The 14,444-nt window shown below is 57.6% G+C and carries 14 protein-coding genes; all 14 read right to left on the bottom strand.

The genetic code is table 11. The features are described from left to right. Window positions 1–57: 57 nt before the first annotated feature. On the bottom strand, window positions 58–1,308 hold the full coding sequence (locus PV407_RS17295; protein WP_332091172.1) for a competence/damage-inducible protein A: 1,251 nt from the start codon (window positions 1,306–1,308) through the stop codon (window positions 58–60). Between the two features lie 55 nt (window positions 1,309–1,363). Next, complete coding sequence (gene pgsA, locus PV407_RS17290; RefSeq protein ID WP_332091171.1) at window positions 1,364–1,942, bottom strand: CDP-diacylglycerol--glycerol-3-phosphate 3-phosphatidyltransferase; 579 nt, start codon at window positions 1,940–1,942, stop codon at window positions 1,364–1,366. Then, window positions 1,939–3,267: a 30S ribosomal protein S12 methylthiotransferase RimO gene (gene rimO, locus PV407_RS17285; protein ID WP_332091170.1), complete on the bottom strand. Its 1,329-nt coding sequence runs from the start codon at window positions 3,265–3,267 to the stop codon at window positions 1,939–1,941. Before rimO ends, pgsA begins: the two co-directional genes overlap by 4 nt. Window positions 3,268–3,370: 103 nt before the next feature. Continuing rightward, entirely contained in the window at window positions 3,371–3,862 is a 492-nt protein-coding gene (locus PV407_RS17280) for a YajQ family cyclic di-GMP-binding protein (RefSeq protein ID WP_332091169.1), read from the bottom strand. A 140-nt stretch (window positions 3,863–4,002) separates the two neighbouring features. Continuing rightward, window positions 4,003–4,905: a helix-turn-helix domain-containing protein gene (locus PV407_RS17275; RefSeq protein WP_332091168.1), complete on the bottom strand. Its 903-nt coding sequence runs from the start codon at window positions 4,903–4,905 to the stop codon at window positions 4,003–4,005. 46 nt (window positions 4,906–4,951) lie between these two features. Then, on the bottom strand, window positions 4,952–5,719 hold the full coding sequence (locus PV407_RS17270) for a DUF3388 domain-containing protein (protein WP_332091167.1): 768 nt from the start codon (window positions 5,717–5,719) through the stop codon (window positions 4,952–4,954). A 226-nt stretch (window positions 5,720–5,945) separates the two neighbouring features. Continuing rightward, window positions 5,946–6,197: a DUF3243 domain-containing protein gene (locus tag PV407_RS17265; protein ID WP_332091166.1), complete on the bottom strand. Its 252-nt coding sequence runs from the start codon at window positions 6,195–6,197 to the stop codon at window positions 5,946–5,948. Window positions 6,198–6,318: 121 nt separating this feature from the next. After that, on the bottom strand, window positions 6,319–7,068 hold the full coding sequence (gene ymfI, locus PV407_RS17260) for an elongation factor P 5-aminopentanone reductase (RefSeq protein WP_332091165.1): 750 nt from the start codon (window positions 7,066–7,068) through the stop codon (window positions 6,319–6,321). After that, window positions 7,065–8,354: an EF-P 5-aminopentanol modification-associated protein YfmH gene (yfmH, locus tag PV407_RS17255; protein ID WP_332091164.1), complete on the bottom strand. Its 1,290-nt coding sequence runs from the start codon at window positions 8,352–8,354 to the stop codon at window positions 7,065–7,067. Before yfmH ends, ymfI begins: the two co-directional genes overlap by 4 nt. Before the next feature lie 3 nt (window positions 8,355–8,357). Further along, window positions 8,358–9,638: an EF-P 5-aminopentanol modification-associated protein YfmF gene (gene yfmF, locus PV407_RS17250; protein ID WP_332091163.1), complete on the bottom strand. Its 1,281-nt coding sequence runs from the start codon at window positions 9,636–9,638 to the stop codon at window positions 8,358–8,360. A 127-nt stretch (window positions 9,639–9,765) separates the two neighbouring features. After that, window positions 9,766–10,578, bottom strand: a complete 813-nt coding sequence (gene sleB / locus PV407_RS17245) for a spore cortex-lytic enzyme (protein ID WP_332091162.1) — start codon at window positions 10,576–10,578, stop codon at window positions 9,766–9,768. 160 nt (window positions 10,579–10,738) lie between these two features. After that, complete coding sequence (locus PV407_RS17240; RefSeq protein WP_332091161.1) at window positions 10,739–13,297, bottom strand: FtsK/SpoIIIE family DNA translocase; 2,559 nt, start codon at window positions 13,295–13,297, stop codon at window positions 10,739–10,741. Between the two features lie 201 nt (window positions 13,298–13,498). Next, window positions 13,499–13,717: a YlzJ-like family protein gene (locus PV407_RS17235; RefSeq protein ID WP_332091160.1), complete on the bottom strand. Its 219-nt coding sequence runs from the start codon at window positions 13,715–13,717 to the stop codon at window positions 13,499–13,501. Then, complete coding sequence (locus PV407_RS17230) at window positions 13,714–14,433, bottom strand: ClpP family protease (protein ID WP_332091313.1); 720 nt, start codon at window positions 14,431–14,433, stop codon at window positions 13,714–13,716. Before PV407_RS17230 ends, PV407_RS17235 begins: the two co-directional genes overlap by 4 nt. Between the last annotated feature and the right edge of the window lie 11 nt (window positions 14,434–14,444).

The raw sequence follows: 14,444 nt of genomic DNA, 5'->3' as shown, positions 1-14,444 counted from the left end.
CGTTCCAATACTTCCATTATAAGGGATTCGCGCCGCCTCGGCAACAACAAATTTGCGTTAGCGGACGAGCCGCCGCCACAGCGCGTACAGCGCCTGCTTCGCCGCCCTCAGCCGGATCGAGTCCCGATTGCCGGAAAGCTGCAGCGGGATCGCCTCCGGAGGCTTGCCCCGCTCGGCGATTCCGACGTAAACGAGCCCGACCGGCTTGCCTTCCGATTCGGCCGGACCGGCCACGCCGGTGACGGACAGCGCGTAATCGGCGCCGATCCGCTGCATCGCGCCTTCGGCCAGCAAGGACGCCGTCTCCGCGCTGACGGCGCCCGGAGCTCCTTCGCCCTCCAGCACGTGCGCGGGGACGCCGAGCAGCTCGCGCTTCGCGTCGTTCGTATAGCAGACGATGCCGCCGCGGTAAGCCGCCGAACTGCCCGGCACGGCGGTAATCATTTCGCTGACCGTGCCTCCCGTGCAGCTTTCCGCAAGCGCGACCGTACGGCCCGCGCGGACAAGCAGCGCGACAAGCTCGTGCTCGAGCGGAACGTCCCGGTCGGCGTACAAATATTCGCCGACGCGGCTCCGGATTTCCCGCTCCGTTTCCGCCAGCTTCCGCTCCGCTTCCTCCGCGGAAGCCGCGCGGGTCGTCAGCCTGATGCTCACTTCGCCTTCTTTCGCGTACGGCGCGATCGTCGGGTCCTGCTGGCTTTCGATCAAGTCGAGCAGCCGGTGCTCCAAGTTCGATTCGCCGATGCCGGCGAACTTGAGCATTTTCGAATGGAGCGGCGCCGCCTCCTCGCCCATGACGGCGCGGATCCACGGCACGGCGTACCGGTCGAACATCGGCTTCATTTCTTTCGGCGGTCCGGGCAGCAGCACGTAATGCGTTCCGGCGTGCGTCAATGCGACCCCTACGGCGAGGCCGTTGTCGTTGGCCAGGGGCGTGCAGCCCGCCAAGACGTTCGCCTGCCGTTCGTTGCTTTTCACCATGTCGAGCCCGCGCGACCGAAAGACGGAAACGATCTTTTCCATCGACGGCTCATGAATCGACATCGGCAGTCCGAGCAGCTCCGCGAGCGCGTCCTTCGTCAAGTCGTCCTGCGTCGGTCCGAGGCCGCCGGTGACGATGACGACGTCCGCCCGCGACGCGGCGAGGCCGAACGATTGCTTGAGCCGTTCGCGGTTGTCGCCGACGACGGTCTGATAATAAACGTTAAGCCCAATACCCGCGCAGCCTGCGGCGATGTATTGGGCGTTCGTATTGACGATTTGGCCGAGCAGCAGTTCGGTGCCGACCGCGATAATTTCCGCTTTCATCGTTCTGTCCCCCGTTTTCCGGCGCGCTTAATACGTTCGGCGGCGCTCGGAACGATCAATTATCGAACTGAATGACGTGCCAATTTTTCGCGAAATAATCGATGCCCGACCAAATGGTTATAATAGCCGCGATCCAGCTGGCGATCAAGTCGAACGGAACGTTCAAAAACGCGAACGGAAAGTTGTTGACGAGCAGCGCGATGATGGCGGTAATTTGCGCCGCCGTTTTCCATTTGCCCAGCTTGCCCGCCGCCAGCACGATCCCTTCCGCCGCGCATATCGTACGAAGTCCGGTGACCGCGAACTCCCGGCTGATGATGACGATGGCGATCCACGCGTCCAGCTTGCCCATGTCGACGAGCGAAACGAGAACGGCCGATACGAGCAGCTTGTCGGCGAGCGGATCGAGCAGCTTCCCCAGGTTGGTGATCAGCTTGTGCTTGCGGGCGATATAGCCGTCCAAGCTGTCCGTGCTGGCCGCCACGATAAAGATGAGCACCGCGATGATCTGGTTGTATGTAATGCTGAACTGCTCGATCCGAATCGGCGGCAAGTTCAGGTTGACGAGCAAAAAAAACATGATGACGGGGACGAGAAAAATTCTCGCCAACGTGATGCGGTTGGCCAGGTTCATGCAATTCCCTCCCCGGACAAGTCGAACTCGAAGGAATGCGTGATGCGCACTTTTTGCATTTCTCCGATGGCAGCCGTGCACCGGGTTACGAATACTTCGCCGTCGACATCCGGCGCATCGAATTCGGAGCGCCCGACGTACACATCGTTGCGGCCGTCGTACCGTTCGATCAGCACGTTCAGCTCCTGGCCGATCCGCTTGCCGATCACTTCGCGGGAAATTTCGCGCTGAATTTCCATCAGCGCCGTCGCCCGGTATTCCTTCACGTCGTCCGGAATTTGATTCGGCAGGCGCGAAGCGGGCGTATCGTCCTCCTTGGAATAGGCGAACACGCCGAGCCGGTCGAACCGCATTTCTTTCACAAACTCGCACAAATTGGCGAAATCTTCTTCGGTTTCGCCCGGAAAGCCTACGATGAGCGACGTCCGGAGCGCGACGTCGGGTATGCGCGAACGGATTTTCGCGACGAGCTCACGCGTATCCCGCTGGCGGCCGGGCCGGCGCATCCGCTTCAGAATCGAATCTTCGCTGTGCTGCAGCGGCATGTCGATATACTTGCACACCTTCGGGTTGTTCGCGATCACGTCGATCAGCTCGTCCGTGAAAAAGCCCGGGTACGCGTAATGGAGCCGCACCCATTCGATGCCTTCCACCTCGGCGACCTTGTTCAGCAAAGCCGGAAGCATGAAGCCGTCGTACAGGTCGGTTCCGTAGTTGGTCGAATCCTGCGCGATCAGGCTGATTTCGCGGACGCCCTGCGAGGCGAGCTGGCGCACTTCGCCCACGACCGACTCGATCGAACGGCTGCGAAACTTGCCCCGCATGAGCGGAATGCTGCAAAACGTGCAGGCGTTGTCGCAGCCTTCGGCGATTTTGACGTAAGCCGTATAGCGCGGAGTCGTCATCCGGCGCGGCAGCTGCTTCTCGTAATTGAACGCCGGGTTGCCGATCAGAATCGGCTTTCGGCCGGCAAGCGCTTCGTCGATAATGTCGCCGATTTTATCGAAGTCGCCGGTGCCGACGATGCCGTCGATTTCCGGCATTTCGTTCATCAGCTCTTTTTTGTACCGCTGCGTCAGACAGCCCGATACGACGAGCGCCTTCAAATTCGCCGTCTCCTTCAGGTCCGCCAAATCCAATATCGTATTGACCGACTCTTCCTTCGCGGCGTCGATAAATCCGCACGTATTGACGACGATGACGGTCGCTTCCTCTTTATCGTCAACCAGTGTATATCCTCGCTCGTGAATCAGTCCGGACATGATTTCCGAATCGACCAAATTTTTTTCGCAGCCGAGCGTGACGATTTTTACTTTTTCTGTCATTCCTGATATCCCCCAAATCCGATTTCCGGCCATTTGTATCCACACAAGTATAAACCAATCGACTTTAGGGTGTCAAAACCGGATAAGGCCGCGGCCCCCGCCGTTACCTGAAATTGACAAACTGCAGATCGAGCGGGATATCCGCCTGCCGGATGAGCTGGATCGCCTTTTGCAAATCGTCCCTGCTTTTGCCGGTGACGCGCAGCTGATCGCCTTGAATTTGACTTTTGATTTTCAGCTTCGAATCGCGGATGATCACGTTGATTTTTTTGGCGTTTTCCTGGTCGATGCCCTGCTTCAGCCCGATCCGCTGGCGAACCGTCGACGAGGCGGCCGGCTCCACTTTGCCGTACTGCAAATTTTTCAGCGGGATGCCTCTTTTCGCCATTTTCGAATGAAGCACGTCGAGCACGCCGTTCAGTTTAAACTCGTCGTCTGAAACGATGACAAGCTCGTTTTTGTCCAGCGTAATGCTGCTTTTCGAGCCTTTGAAGTCGAACCGGCTGGCGATTTCCTTCTCCGCCTGCTGGATGGCGTTGTTCAGCTCCTGCATGTCGATCTGGGAAACGATATCGAAGGAATTTTCCGAACTCATCGCTTGAATATCCACCTTTCTCTATATCAAATGCGGTTTCCGACAAGCTTCATTATAACAACCCGCCTGCCCGAAAAAAAGACATCCTCTTCCAACGGGATGTCTGCTTCGCGCCATATGGGGTCAACATTGCCTCCCGTTCAGAGCGGCTTCTGCAAATCGATCTGGATTTGCTTGACATCCTTCTTCGTGCCGAGCGAAATCGCCGTGCCGTTCACGATCACTTCGGCCGCCGGCGGGAAGCCGACTCTCATGAAAACGCCGGAATCGGACGTCCAATCCCGCGTCTCGCCTTTTTTGTAAAGCTTCTGCTCGATTTCCTGGCGTTCCTGCTTCCGTCCTTCGGCGGCCGGCACGAGTTTGTCGATCTTCAGCCAGCATTCCTCGCCGATAATTTTCAACTGGACGTCCACCTTGTCGGCGTTCGTCACCGTATAATAATCGATATTGTTCTCGGTCTTCGCCAGCGTGACGACCGGCGTCGCAGGCGGAGCCGTATTCTGTTGAACGACCTGTCCGCCTGTTTGCTGCCCGCCGGCCATCGGCGGCTTGCCCGCATCCGTTTTGCCGCCGGCGTCGCCGGACGCGCCCGTATCCTCCGCCAGCTTATCGGTTATTTTCTCGTTCGGATCGACCTGCTTGCTGGCGTCCCCTTTGTACGAATTGCCGATAAAGTAGTACAGAACGCCCAAAATTAGCAGGATGAACGACAGCATCAATATGTTGGACGCCCATTTGCTGAGCTTCTCCGTATTCCGCGCGCTGTTTCGCTTCCGCCGGATCGGTTCCGCCGCCGCTTCGACCGTATGTGCCGGAATCGCGTTCCCGTACAAGGCCAGCACCTCGTTCGGGTCGAGCCCGACCGATTCCGAATAGCTTTTGATGAAGGCGCGCACATAAAAGCTGCCGGGCAAAATTTTGTAATCGCCCTCTTCAATCGCTTCCAAATAACGCTTCCGAATTTTCGTCATTTCCTCGAGATGATCGAGCGATATTCCTTTGTCCAGTCGCGCTTTTTTCAGCAGCTGTCCCAAATCCGACACTGTTTCTTCACCTCCCGTGCCCCGGCGATCCGCGTCCGTCGCCGAATTAAAATTTGTCGTGCTCGAAGTTCGTAAACGTTTCGTACGTGATTTCTTCATCCGGCGAATTGCGAAGCTCGATAATGACGTTGAACGTATCGTACGTATATTCGGATTCCCGAATGAATATATCCGGATGCTCGATTACTTTGGTCGACGGCATCGCCATAATTTCCCGAAGCAGCATATGATGCTTCTCGTTCGAGCGCATCGTCGAAACGATGCCGTCGATAATGAACACGTTTTGCGGGTTCATTTCGTCGTCCGACATTTGGCTTCGCACCGTCTGGCGAAGCAGCGTCGACGAGACGAACGTCCACCGTTTTTTGGCGCATACGCTTCCGGCGATGATCGATTCGGTTTTGCCGACGCGGGGCATGCCGCGCAGGCCGATGACCTGGTTGCCTTCCTTCTTGCATATTTCGCCGAGAAAATCGACCAAAAGTCCCAGCTCGTCGCGCGTGAAGCGGAACGTTTTGCGGTCGTCGGAGTCGCGCTCGATGTAGCGGCCGTGCCGTACCGCGAGAATATCGACCAGTCTCGGCGCGCGAAGCGCCGATACAGTAATATTATCCACTTTTTTCAACATCTTACCCATAAGTTCGATTTTTTCGTCGTCGTTCGTCTGCAGCAGCATCCCGCGCGTGCGGTCTTCCACGCCGTTGATCGTCAAAATGTTGATTTCGAGCATGCCCATCAAAGACGCGATATCGCCGAGCAAACCGGGACGGTTTTTATGTATTTTGTATTCCATATACCATTGTTTCGTTTCCATCGTGATCTCACCTTTCCCGGGTTGGCCGTTCCTTAACCATTAATTCTACAATATTCGCTATTATCCTCCTAGCTTCGCGTAAAAAAAGTTGCCACGGCAGGGGGAAAAGCCCCCTGATCAGGAGGCTTCCGTCCGCCGCGCGTTTATTCGTTTGATCCGATTCGTTTCGCCGTTCGCCGCATCCGGCCCTTAAATGGCGCGGAGCGTTCGAATCCGCGGATTACGCCTATTCCTGGCGAACGAGCTTCACCATGCAGCGGGCGATCGCTCTTTTTTCCTGCTCGTCGGCGACGTCCCACAGCTCTTTCAGAACGCGCTCCTCTTTGTTTTCGGGATCGATTTTATCCGCCAAAAACTCGCCGACCTGCGCGGCGATCTTGGATATCGTTTCATCGCTCATGCCCGCTTTGTGCGCCTGCTCCACGCGCTCGGACAAAAACTCCTTCCAACGCTCGAAGCTTTTGAGTACGGTAGCCATGTAAAGGTTCCTCCTTGTCGGGTAGTAAAGGTATGACCAATACTAGCATGCGCCGTACGTCCGCCCCGTATGCCCGCGGGACGCGTCCAATTTCAGGCTGCTTTCCGCCGGGCAAGCTTCGTTACGTATGCCAGCCGCCGTTCGGGCTGATGATTTGTCCCGTAATGTAGCCGGATTCGGGCAAGGCGATGAAATAGACGAGCGAGGCGATTTCGTCGGGCTGGGCGAACCGGCCGACCGGAATGTCGCTTTGCAGCGCTTCCTTTTCGGTTACCGACAGCCCCGCGTTCATCGACGTTTCCACGACGCCCGGAGCGACGGCGTTCACGGTTACGCCGGAAGGCGCCAGCTCCTTGGCCAGCGCTTTCGTAAACGCGTTGACGCCGCCCTTGGCGGTCGAGTAGACGACCTCGCAAGAAGCCCCCGACAGCCCCCAAACCGACGATACGTTAATAATTCTTCCATATTTTTGCCGAATCATCGGCTCCATAAACAGCTGCGTGCACAAAAACATGCCTTTCAGGTTGACGTTCATGACGCGCTCCCAATCGTCCTCGGACACGTCCTGCAGCAAGCCGTAATGGGCGATGCCGGCGTTGTTGACCAAAATGTCGGGCACCATGCCGTGCTTCTCCATCTTTTCCTTCATCCGCAGCAGATGGTCCCGGTTCGTCACGTCCGCCGTCACGGTCAGCACTTTGGCGCCCAGATTCAGGCACGTTCGCGCCGTTTCGTTGGCCGATTCGTGGGAATTCAAATAATGGATGACGACCTTCATCCCGGCGGAAGCGAAGCGCGCCGCGATGGCGGCTCCGATTCCGCGGCTCGCGCCCGTGACCAGCACGGTCGTCTCGGACAAAGGCTTGATCATGTTCCCGGACTCCGCACGATCGAAACGGCGAACCGGCCGAAATCGGCATGCTCGTTCAACCGACGGTTCGCATCGTCCAGCGTTGCCGACTCGTAGGCGTCGAGCACGTTGAACAAGCTCGTCTGTTTGAACTCGTACTTCGTAAATTCGTTCGCCATCGCCTCGGGCGAATTCATCATCCGCATGAAGCCGCCGATCTTTTTGCGCTTGCTTCGCTCGAACGATTCCGCGTCGATCCCTTCCGATTTGGCCTGCTCGAGCGCGGCCCGGATGCGGTTAACGAGCTCATCCGGATCCTTCGTCTCGCCGCCGATAATCGAAAAGGCATAATTGGAGTTCGAATTGTACTCGTGGCCGAACTGGTCGGAAATGAGGCCGTCGTCGTACAATTGCTGGTACAGCCGGGAGCTTGGGCCGAGCAGCGCGTCGAGCACGATTTTCGTCGTCATTTCCCGCTTCAGCGCCGCGTCTCCGCCTTCGCCTTGCCGGACCGGCTCCTTGAAGCCGAACAAACATTTCGGCAGCGACACCGGCAGCTCGATCCGTTTCGTTTCTTCGGCGACCTGCTCCGGCTCATCCGGGAAAAATCGCCGAATGTCGCCCTGCGGCGGAAACGTCTTCGCCGCCTGATTGTCGCGAACGAGCTGCATGACCGCCTGCGGATCGACGCCGCCGACGACGAACAGGCTCATGTTGCTCGGGTGATAAAACGTATGGTAGCACTCGTACAGCGTTTCTTTCGTAATTTGCGAGATCGAGTCGATCGTGCCGGCGATGTCGATGCGCACCGGATGATTCCGGTACAGCGCCTCGATCAGGCCGAAGTAGACGCGCCAATCGGGATTGTCGCGGTACATGTTGATCTCTTGGCCGATGATGCCCTTTTCCTTCTCCACGTTTTGGTCGGTGAAGTACGGGTTTTGCACGAAATCGAGCAGCGTCGTCAAGTTTTCGTTCACTTGCTCCGTCGCCGAAAACAAATATACGGTCCGGTCGAAGCTCGTAAACGCGTTGGCCGAAGCGCCCTGCGAAGCGAACGTGGCGAAAATGTCGCCCGTCGGCTCCTCGAACATTTTATGCTCCAAAAAATGGGCGATTCCGTCCGGGACGGACGTCTCCTGCTTGCCTTCGACCTGGAAACGGTTGTCGATCGAACCGTATCTCGTCGAAAACGTCGCGTAAATTTTATGGAACCCGGGCTTCGGAAGAATGTACACGTTCAGGCCGTTCGGCAGCTTCTCGTGGTACAGCGTTTCTTTCAGTCGGGTGAAAGGTATCGTTTGCATGCGTCATTCCCCCTTCCGGTCGCGAAGGAAATAAATCGTATCGAGCTTCACGCCTTCGGCTACCCGGCGGATGGCGTCCGCGTCGACCCGCTCCACTTGTTCGATCAGTTCGGCCGCCGTACGTATTTTGCCCGAAAGCTGGTTGTTGAAATCGAGCCCGATCGTCTCGAAGGCCGAATCCTGGCTTTCGCGCAGCTGGTTGGCGATCATGGCGCGCGTTTGCGACATTTCGAGCTCGCTGATTTGACCTTCGGCCATGTGGGCCAATTGCCGCTTGATGATGTCGACCGCTTTCTCGTAATTCGCGAACTCGATGCCGGATTGAATCGTCAAAATGCCTTTATGTCCGTCGAGACGCGACGATGCGTAATAGGCCAGGCTTTCTTTTTCGCGGACGTTCAAAAACAGCTTCGAATGCGGATAGCCGCCGAGGATGCCGTTATACATAAGCGCGGCCGGATATTCGTCGTCGGCGTACGTGACGTACGTGCGAAGGCCCATGTTGAGCTTTCCTTGGGTGACGTCCATTCGCTCCACGACCGTGTTGACATCGTTCACCTGACGGTGCTCCGCCTTCCGGTCGTAAGCGGCGGCTTTGGTCCGTTTCCAACGGAACGCCGATTCGAGCAGAGGCTTCACTTGGCCGAGCGTCGTATTGCCTACGACATAAACGTCGATCGGCGATTCGGCGAGCCAGCGCTCGTAGCCGGCGTACAGCGATTCGGGCGTAATCGCCGCCAAATCGTCCGCTCTCCCGAGCGGATGCAGCCGGTACGGCTCGTTTTTGCACATTTCTTCGGTCATGCGTTCGGCCGCATAGCGTATTTTATCGTTGACGATGGCGGCCAGCCGCTTGCGCAGCGTCTCCTTTTCCGCTTCCACATACTTCGCGCGGAACGCCCCGTTTTCGCGGACGGGATCGGTAATCGCGTCGCCGACGAACTTCATCGCCTGCTCGAGCATCGATTGTTCGTCTTTGACGAAGTCGTCGTGAATCATGTCCATCCGGAACTGTACGATCTGATAATCGCCGCGTTTGTATACGTCGAAGCCGAAGCCGGCGCCGTACAGATCGTCCTGCCGCTCGCGGAACTGCTTCGTTTCCGGCAAGCTTGCGGTCCCTCGCCGCAGCACGAACGGCGCCAGCGCCACCGACGTAACCGTCGATTCCGTCAAGGGAGTCCCTATGTATACCGAAATGGCGTACGTTTTGAACTGGTCGGTCGGCAGGACGTGAAGCCTCACGTTTCCGATCGTTTCCCGTTCGAAATTGGATTTGCTCAACGGCAATACGCTCCCTTCGCCAATTGATGGTCGCTTCGAATCTACTGCCATTGTATCGACCTCTTTTCCATTATATTCTTCCAGAAACAGAAGAAGCAACCGATGCGGTTACTTCTTCTCGCTGAAGTCATCTGCAAAAAATATGTTTGCCGATCTGCTTCACCTGCGGCCGGGTCCATATCCATTTCGAGGTCGCCGTTTCCGGGTTGAAGTAGTACAAGCAGCCGCCGGACGGGTCGTATCCGTTCAAGGCGTCCTGAACCGCATTGGAGGCGACTTCGTTCGGCGTCAGCCATATTTGTCCGTCGGCGACCGCCGTAAACGCGCCCGGCTGGAAGATGACGCCGGACACCGTATTCGGGAAGCTCGGCGATTTGACGCGGTTCAGGATAACCGCCGCCACGGCGATTTGGCCGACGTACGGCTCGCCGCGCGATTCGCCGTATACCGCGTTCGCCATCAGCTTCAAATCTTGGGCCGACAAGCCGAGCTGGTTCGAGCCGGAATACAGCTCGTTGCCGGCGGCGGGAGCCGCCTGGGCGTTGTCCTGTCCCGCCGGCGCGGGCGCCGGAGCCGGCGTCGGGGCCTCCGCTTCCGCCCCTTTGCGCGGCGTCCGGTCGGGCGACCAGTCTTTCGTCGCCTCCCACAGCTTCACCTTCGTCTTGCCTCCGACGACTCCGTCGACCTTCATGCCGAATTCGGATTGGAAATGTTTCAGCGACTGCAGCGTTTCATACCCGAAATCGCCGTCCACGTCGCCGTTATAGAAGCCGAGCATTTTCAGCCTGCCTTGCAGCTCGTACACGTCTCCCCCTTGCGCGCCGTAACGGATTTCCGCCTCTCCGAACGTTTGTTCGGAATACCATCTTTGTTTCACTTGAAGGGCGCCCAGCAAAAATAAAACGGTGCAAACCGTAATGACGACCAATCGTTTGTTCATCGTGTTTTCTACCATCCCTCGCTGCTTGAATGTACGCCATATTTACGCCTTATTATGACAATGCGATATCCGGATTATTCAAAAGAAGGGATCGTCTTTCGGACGGCGCAAAGCAAAAAAGCGTCCTGTCTCCCGACAGAACGCTTCCTGAAAAACAATGTTATGACGGTATCCGGCTGTGCTGGTACTGCTCCAGCGTGACGAGCACTTCCCGCGGTTTGCTGCCTTCGTACGGGCCGACGACGCCTTTCGCCTCCAGCGAATCGATCAGGCGGGCCGCCCGCGCGTAGCCTACCCGCATGCGCCGCTGCAGCAGCGACACGGACGCCTGCTTCGCCTCGATGACGATTTGCGCCGCCTGGTCGTACAGCTCGTCCTCGTATTCGTCGGCGGCTTCGGCCTGCTCCTCCACTTCCGGAACCATTTCTTCCTGATAATTCGCCTCTTCCTGATTTTTGCAAAAATTGACGACCGCTTCGACCTCCTGGTCGGACAAAAACGCTCCCTGCACCCGGATCGGCTTCGACGCGCCGACCGGCAAAAACAGCATATCGCCGCGTCCGAGCAGCTTTTCCGCTCCGACCATATCGAGTATCGTGCGGGAATCGACCTGCGACGAAACGCCGAACGCGATCCGCGACGGGATGTTCGCCTTGATCAAGCCGGTGATGACGTCGACCGACGGCCGCTGCGTGGCGATGATGAGATGGATGCCGGCGGCGCGCGCTTTTTGGGCGAGTCGGCAAATCGAGTCTTCGACGTCGCTGGCCGCGACCATCATCAAGTCGGCGAGCTCGTCCAAAATGACGACGATAAACGGCAGCTTCTCGCCGTCCGGCTTGTCCGCCATCATGTTGTTGTAGCCTTCGATATTGCGCGTCCCGAATTTGGAAAACAGCTCGTACCGCTTCTCCATTTCGCCGACGATCTTTTTGAGCGCCAGCGACGCCCTTCTCGGGTCGGTGACGACGGGGGCGAGCAGATGCGGGATGCCGTTGTACATGTTCAGCTCGACCATTTTCGGGTCGATCATCAGAAACTTGACTTCGTCCGGCTTCGCTTTATATAAAATGCTCGTGATGATCCCGTTGATGCAGACCGATTTCCCCGAGCCGGTCGCGCCCGCGACGAGCAAGTGGGGCATTTTGGCCAAATTGCCGACGATCGCCTGACCGGAAATGTCGCGGCCGAACGCGATCGACAACAGCGAGCTCGATTCCTGGAAAACCGGGCTTTCCATCACTTCGCGCATCGTCACAACGGCGATCTCCGAATTCGGCACCTCGATGCCGATCGCCGATTTGCCGGGAATCGGGGCTTCCATCCGAATATCTTTGGCGGCCAGGGCGAGCGCGATGTCGTCCGTCAGGCTGACGACGCGGCTTACTTTCACGCCGACGTCCGGCTGAATTTCATAGCGGGTAACCGATGGCCCGCGGACGACGTCCAGCACCTTCGTCCGAACGCCGAAGCTTTCCAGCGTCGACTCCAGCTTGCGGGCGATCGTCTTGTAGTCGACCGCGTCGCCGCCTTTGCCGGAGCCGCCCGGCTTCGCAAGTAGCGAAAACGACGGCAGCACGTACGGCTTCGCCGGCGGGCGTTCCCGCTGCTGCGCGAACGTGACGTCGATCTCCCCTTCGCCGTCGACCGGCAGCTTGATTTTCATCTGATTGGACGGGGGCGCATATGCGGTCGCGGTCGGCAGCGCCTGAATCGGCTCCGGCTGAACCGGCTCGCGCTCGTCGTCCTCATCGGAATCGTGCTGCTCGATATGCTCCTGAAAGTCGCGGATTCGCGGCAATTCCGAATCGTCGCGATCGGCATCGGCGTCGTCGGCTTCGTGCAGCGCAGGCAGCCCCGTCCCGTCGCGTTCGTCGGCCGAATAGACGATTTGCTCGGCTTCGGCCTCGTCTTTATCGGCCGCAGCCGGCTTCTGTTTTTTTTGCAGCAGCTGGAAAAAGACCGGCTTCTTTTTCTCGCGCATCACGACGGGTTCGGCGATTTCGTCCTCGAAATCGTCGTCGGCCGGTATTTGCTGCTGGACCGCCTTTCGCGTACGGACCGGCTTCGGCTTCTCCGGGCTTTTCATCAGCTGGAACATTTGCGAGAACGTATCTTTCATCCGCACGCCGCTGCCGCGGAACAGCCGTTTCACCTTGCTGACCATATCGACGTACGACAAGCCGGTGACGAGGATGAAGCCGATCGCGAACAGCGAATATTCGATCAGGCGCGCGCCCAAATTGTCGAACAAAAAGTACAAGCATGCGTATAAAACGGCGCCGATCATCCCGCCTCCGACCTGATGGGACAGCACCTGCTCGTTTTGCGGGCTGAGGCCGTCGAGCAAGCTCGACCACGTTTGCCCGATGATCCAGCTGGACGTCGTCAGCTCGCCGGTCGGGTCGAGCAGCTGAAACATCGTAATGTGATTCATGATGAGAAAGCCGAGCACGAGCAGCAAAAATCCCGATTTCCGCGCCGTCCAGCCCCCCGGCCATCCTCGCTTGATCATGACGTACAAGCCTATGTATATGAAGATGACCGGAATGACCCAGTCGAAAACGCCGAGGAAAAATCGGAACAAGTACATGAGCGAACGCGCGACCGATCCTTCATGCGAAAGCGCGATGACGGAGAAAATGAGTATAAGGATGCCGTAAAGTTCGTATTTCAGCTGGGTCGTCAGCGATCCGCCTTTTTTCCGTCGTTTGGCCAAGCTCCACACCTCCGGTTTGCTTTTACATCCGATTGTCCGACATCGAAGCGTATTTCATTATATCATACTTTCCAAAAAACGGCGCAAATAAAAACACACGTTCGTGTTCGAAGCCAAAAAAAAATGGCGAGCGAAAAAAAGAGAGGGCGTTTTCTCCCTCCCTTCCGAATCGCTCACCCGGGTCGTTTCCGCTTTAAAGCGTCAAACGGGCCGAAAGTCGATCAATTTTCCCGGCGCATAATCGGGATTCAAAAAATGCGTCGGGTCCGGACTGAGCAAGCGGACGATTTTGCCCGAGTAAGGCGAAACCGGCTCGATCTGCATCATCACGCCGTTCACCGTCATTTCGACGGTAGCGGGCCGCGGGTCGTCCATCCCTTCCAGCACCGTCTCGATCGGTACGGCCGTGTACAGGATCATTGCACCAGCCCCTCCCTCGTCGCCCGGTATTGGTCGATCAGCTTGTTCAGCTGCTTGATCGCATCGCCGACTCCGCCCACGGCGTCGATCAGCCCGTATTTGACCGCGTCGGCTCCGATGACCGTCGTTCCGATATCGCGGGTCAGCTCGCCGGTTTTGAACATAAGCTCCTTAAGCTTGTCTTCCGGGATTCGCGAATGGTTCGTAATAAACCGGATGACGCGTTCCTGCATTTTCTCCAAATATTCGAACGTCTGGGGAACGCCGATCACCATGCCGTTCATCCGGATCGGATGGATCGTCATCGTCGCGGTTTCGGCGATCAGCGAAAAGTGGGACGACACGGCGATCGGCACCCCGATGCTGTGGCCGCCCCCGAGCACGAGCGTCACGCTCGGCTTGGACAAGGAAGCGATCATTTCCGCTATGGCCAGGCCGGCTTCCACGTCCCCGCCGACGGTATTCAATATAATCAGAACGCCTTCGATTTTCGCGTTTTGCTCGGCGGCGACAAGCTGGGGAATCAAGTGCTCGTACTTCGTCGTTTTGTTTTGCGGCGGCAGTACGATATGGCCTTCGACCTGGCCGATGATCGTCATGCAGTAAATATTCGATTCCGTAACCGGCGTCGACATTTGGCCGAGCTGCTGGATCGTGTCGACGGTCGTGCTGCGTTTCTCGCCCACTTCCGGCTGTTCCGCTTCGTTGTTTGGCATTGCAGGCATGG

Origin of the sequence: Paenibacillus sp. GYB003 (assembly GCF_036577625.1) — a bacterium.
Taxonomy (GTDB): Bacteria; Bacillota; Bacilli; order Paenibacillales; family NBRC-103111; genus Paenibacillus_AB.
This window is presented reverse-complemented; position numbering and strand designations above follow the sequence as displayed.

Coding starts and splice junctions, on each gene's coding strand:
- ymfI (WP_332091165.1), bottom strand. CDS start 7,068: ATGATCAAGCCTTTGTCCGAGACGACCGTGCTGGTCACGGGCGCGAGC.
- PV407_RS17270 (WP_332091167.1), bottom strand. CDS start 5,719: ATGGAAACGAAACAATGGTATATGGAATACAAAATACATAAAAACCGT.
- yfmH (WP_332091164.1), bottom strand. CDS start 8,354: ATGCAAACGATACCTTTCACCCGACTGAAAGAAACGCTGTACCACGAG.
- rimO (WP_332091170.1), bottom strand. CDS start 3,267: ATGACAGAAAAAGTAAAAATCGTCACGCTCGGCTGCGAAAAAAATTTG.
- PV407_RS17230 (WP_332091313.1), bottom strand. CDS start 14,433: ATGCCAAACAACGAAGCGGAACAGCCGGAAGTGGGCGAGAAACGCAGC.
- pgsA (WP_332091171.1), bottom strand. CDS start 1,942: ATGAACCTGGCCAACCGCATCACGTTGGCGAGAATTTTTCTCGTCCCC.
- PV407_RS17280 (WP_332091169.1), bottom strand. CDS start 3,862: ATGAGTTCGGAAAATTCCTTCGATATCGTTTCCCAGATCGACATGCAG.
- sleB (WP_332091162.1), bottom strand. CDS start 10,578: ATGAACAAACGATTGGTCGTCATTACGGTTTGCACCGTTTTATTTTTG.
- PV407_RS17235 (WP_332091160.1), bottom strand. CDS start 13,717: ATGATCCTGTACACGGCCGTACCGATCGAGACGGTGCTGGAAGGGATG.
- PV407_RS17295 (WP_332091172.1), bottom strand. CDS start 1,308: ATGAAAGCGGAAATTATCGCGGTCGGCACCGAACTGCTGCTCGGCCAA.
- PV407_RS17265 (WP_332091166.1), bottom strand. CDS start 6,197: ATGGCTACCGTACTCAAAAGCTTCGAGCGTTGGAAGGAGTTTTTGTCC.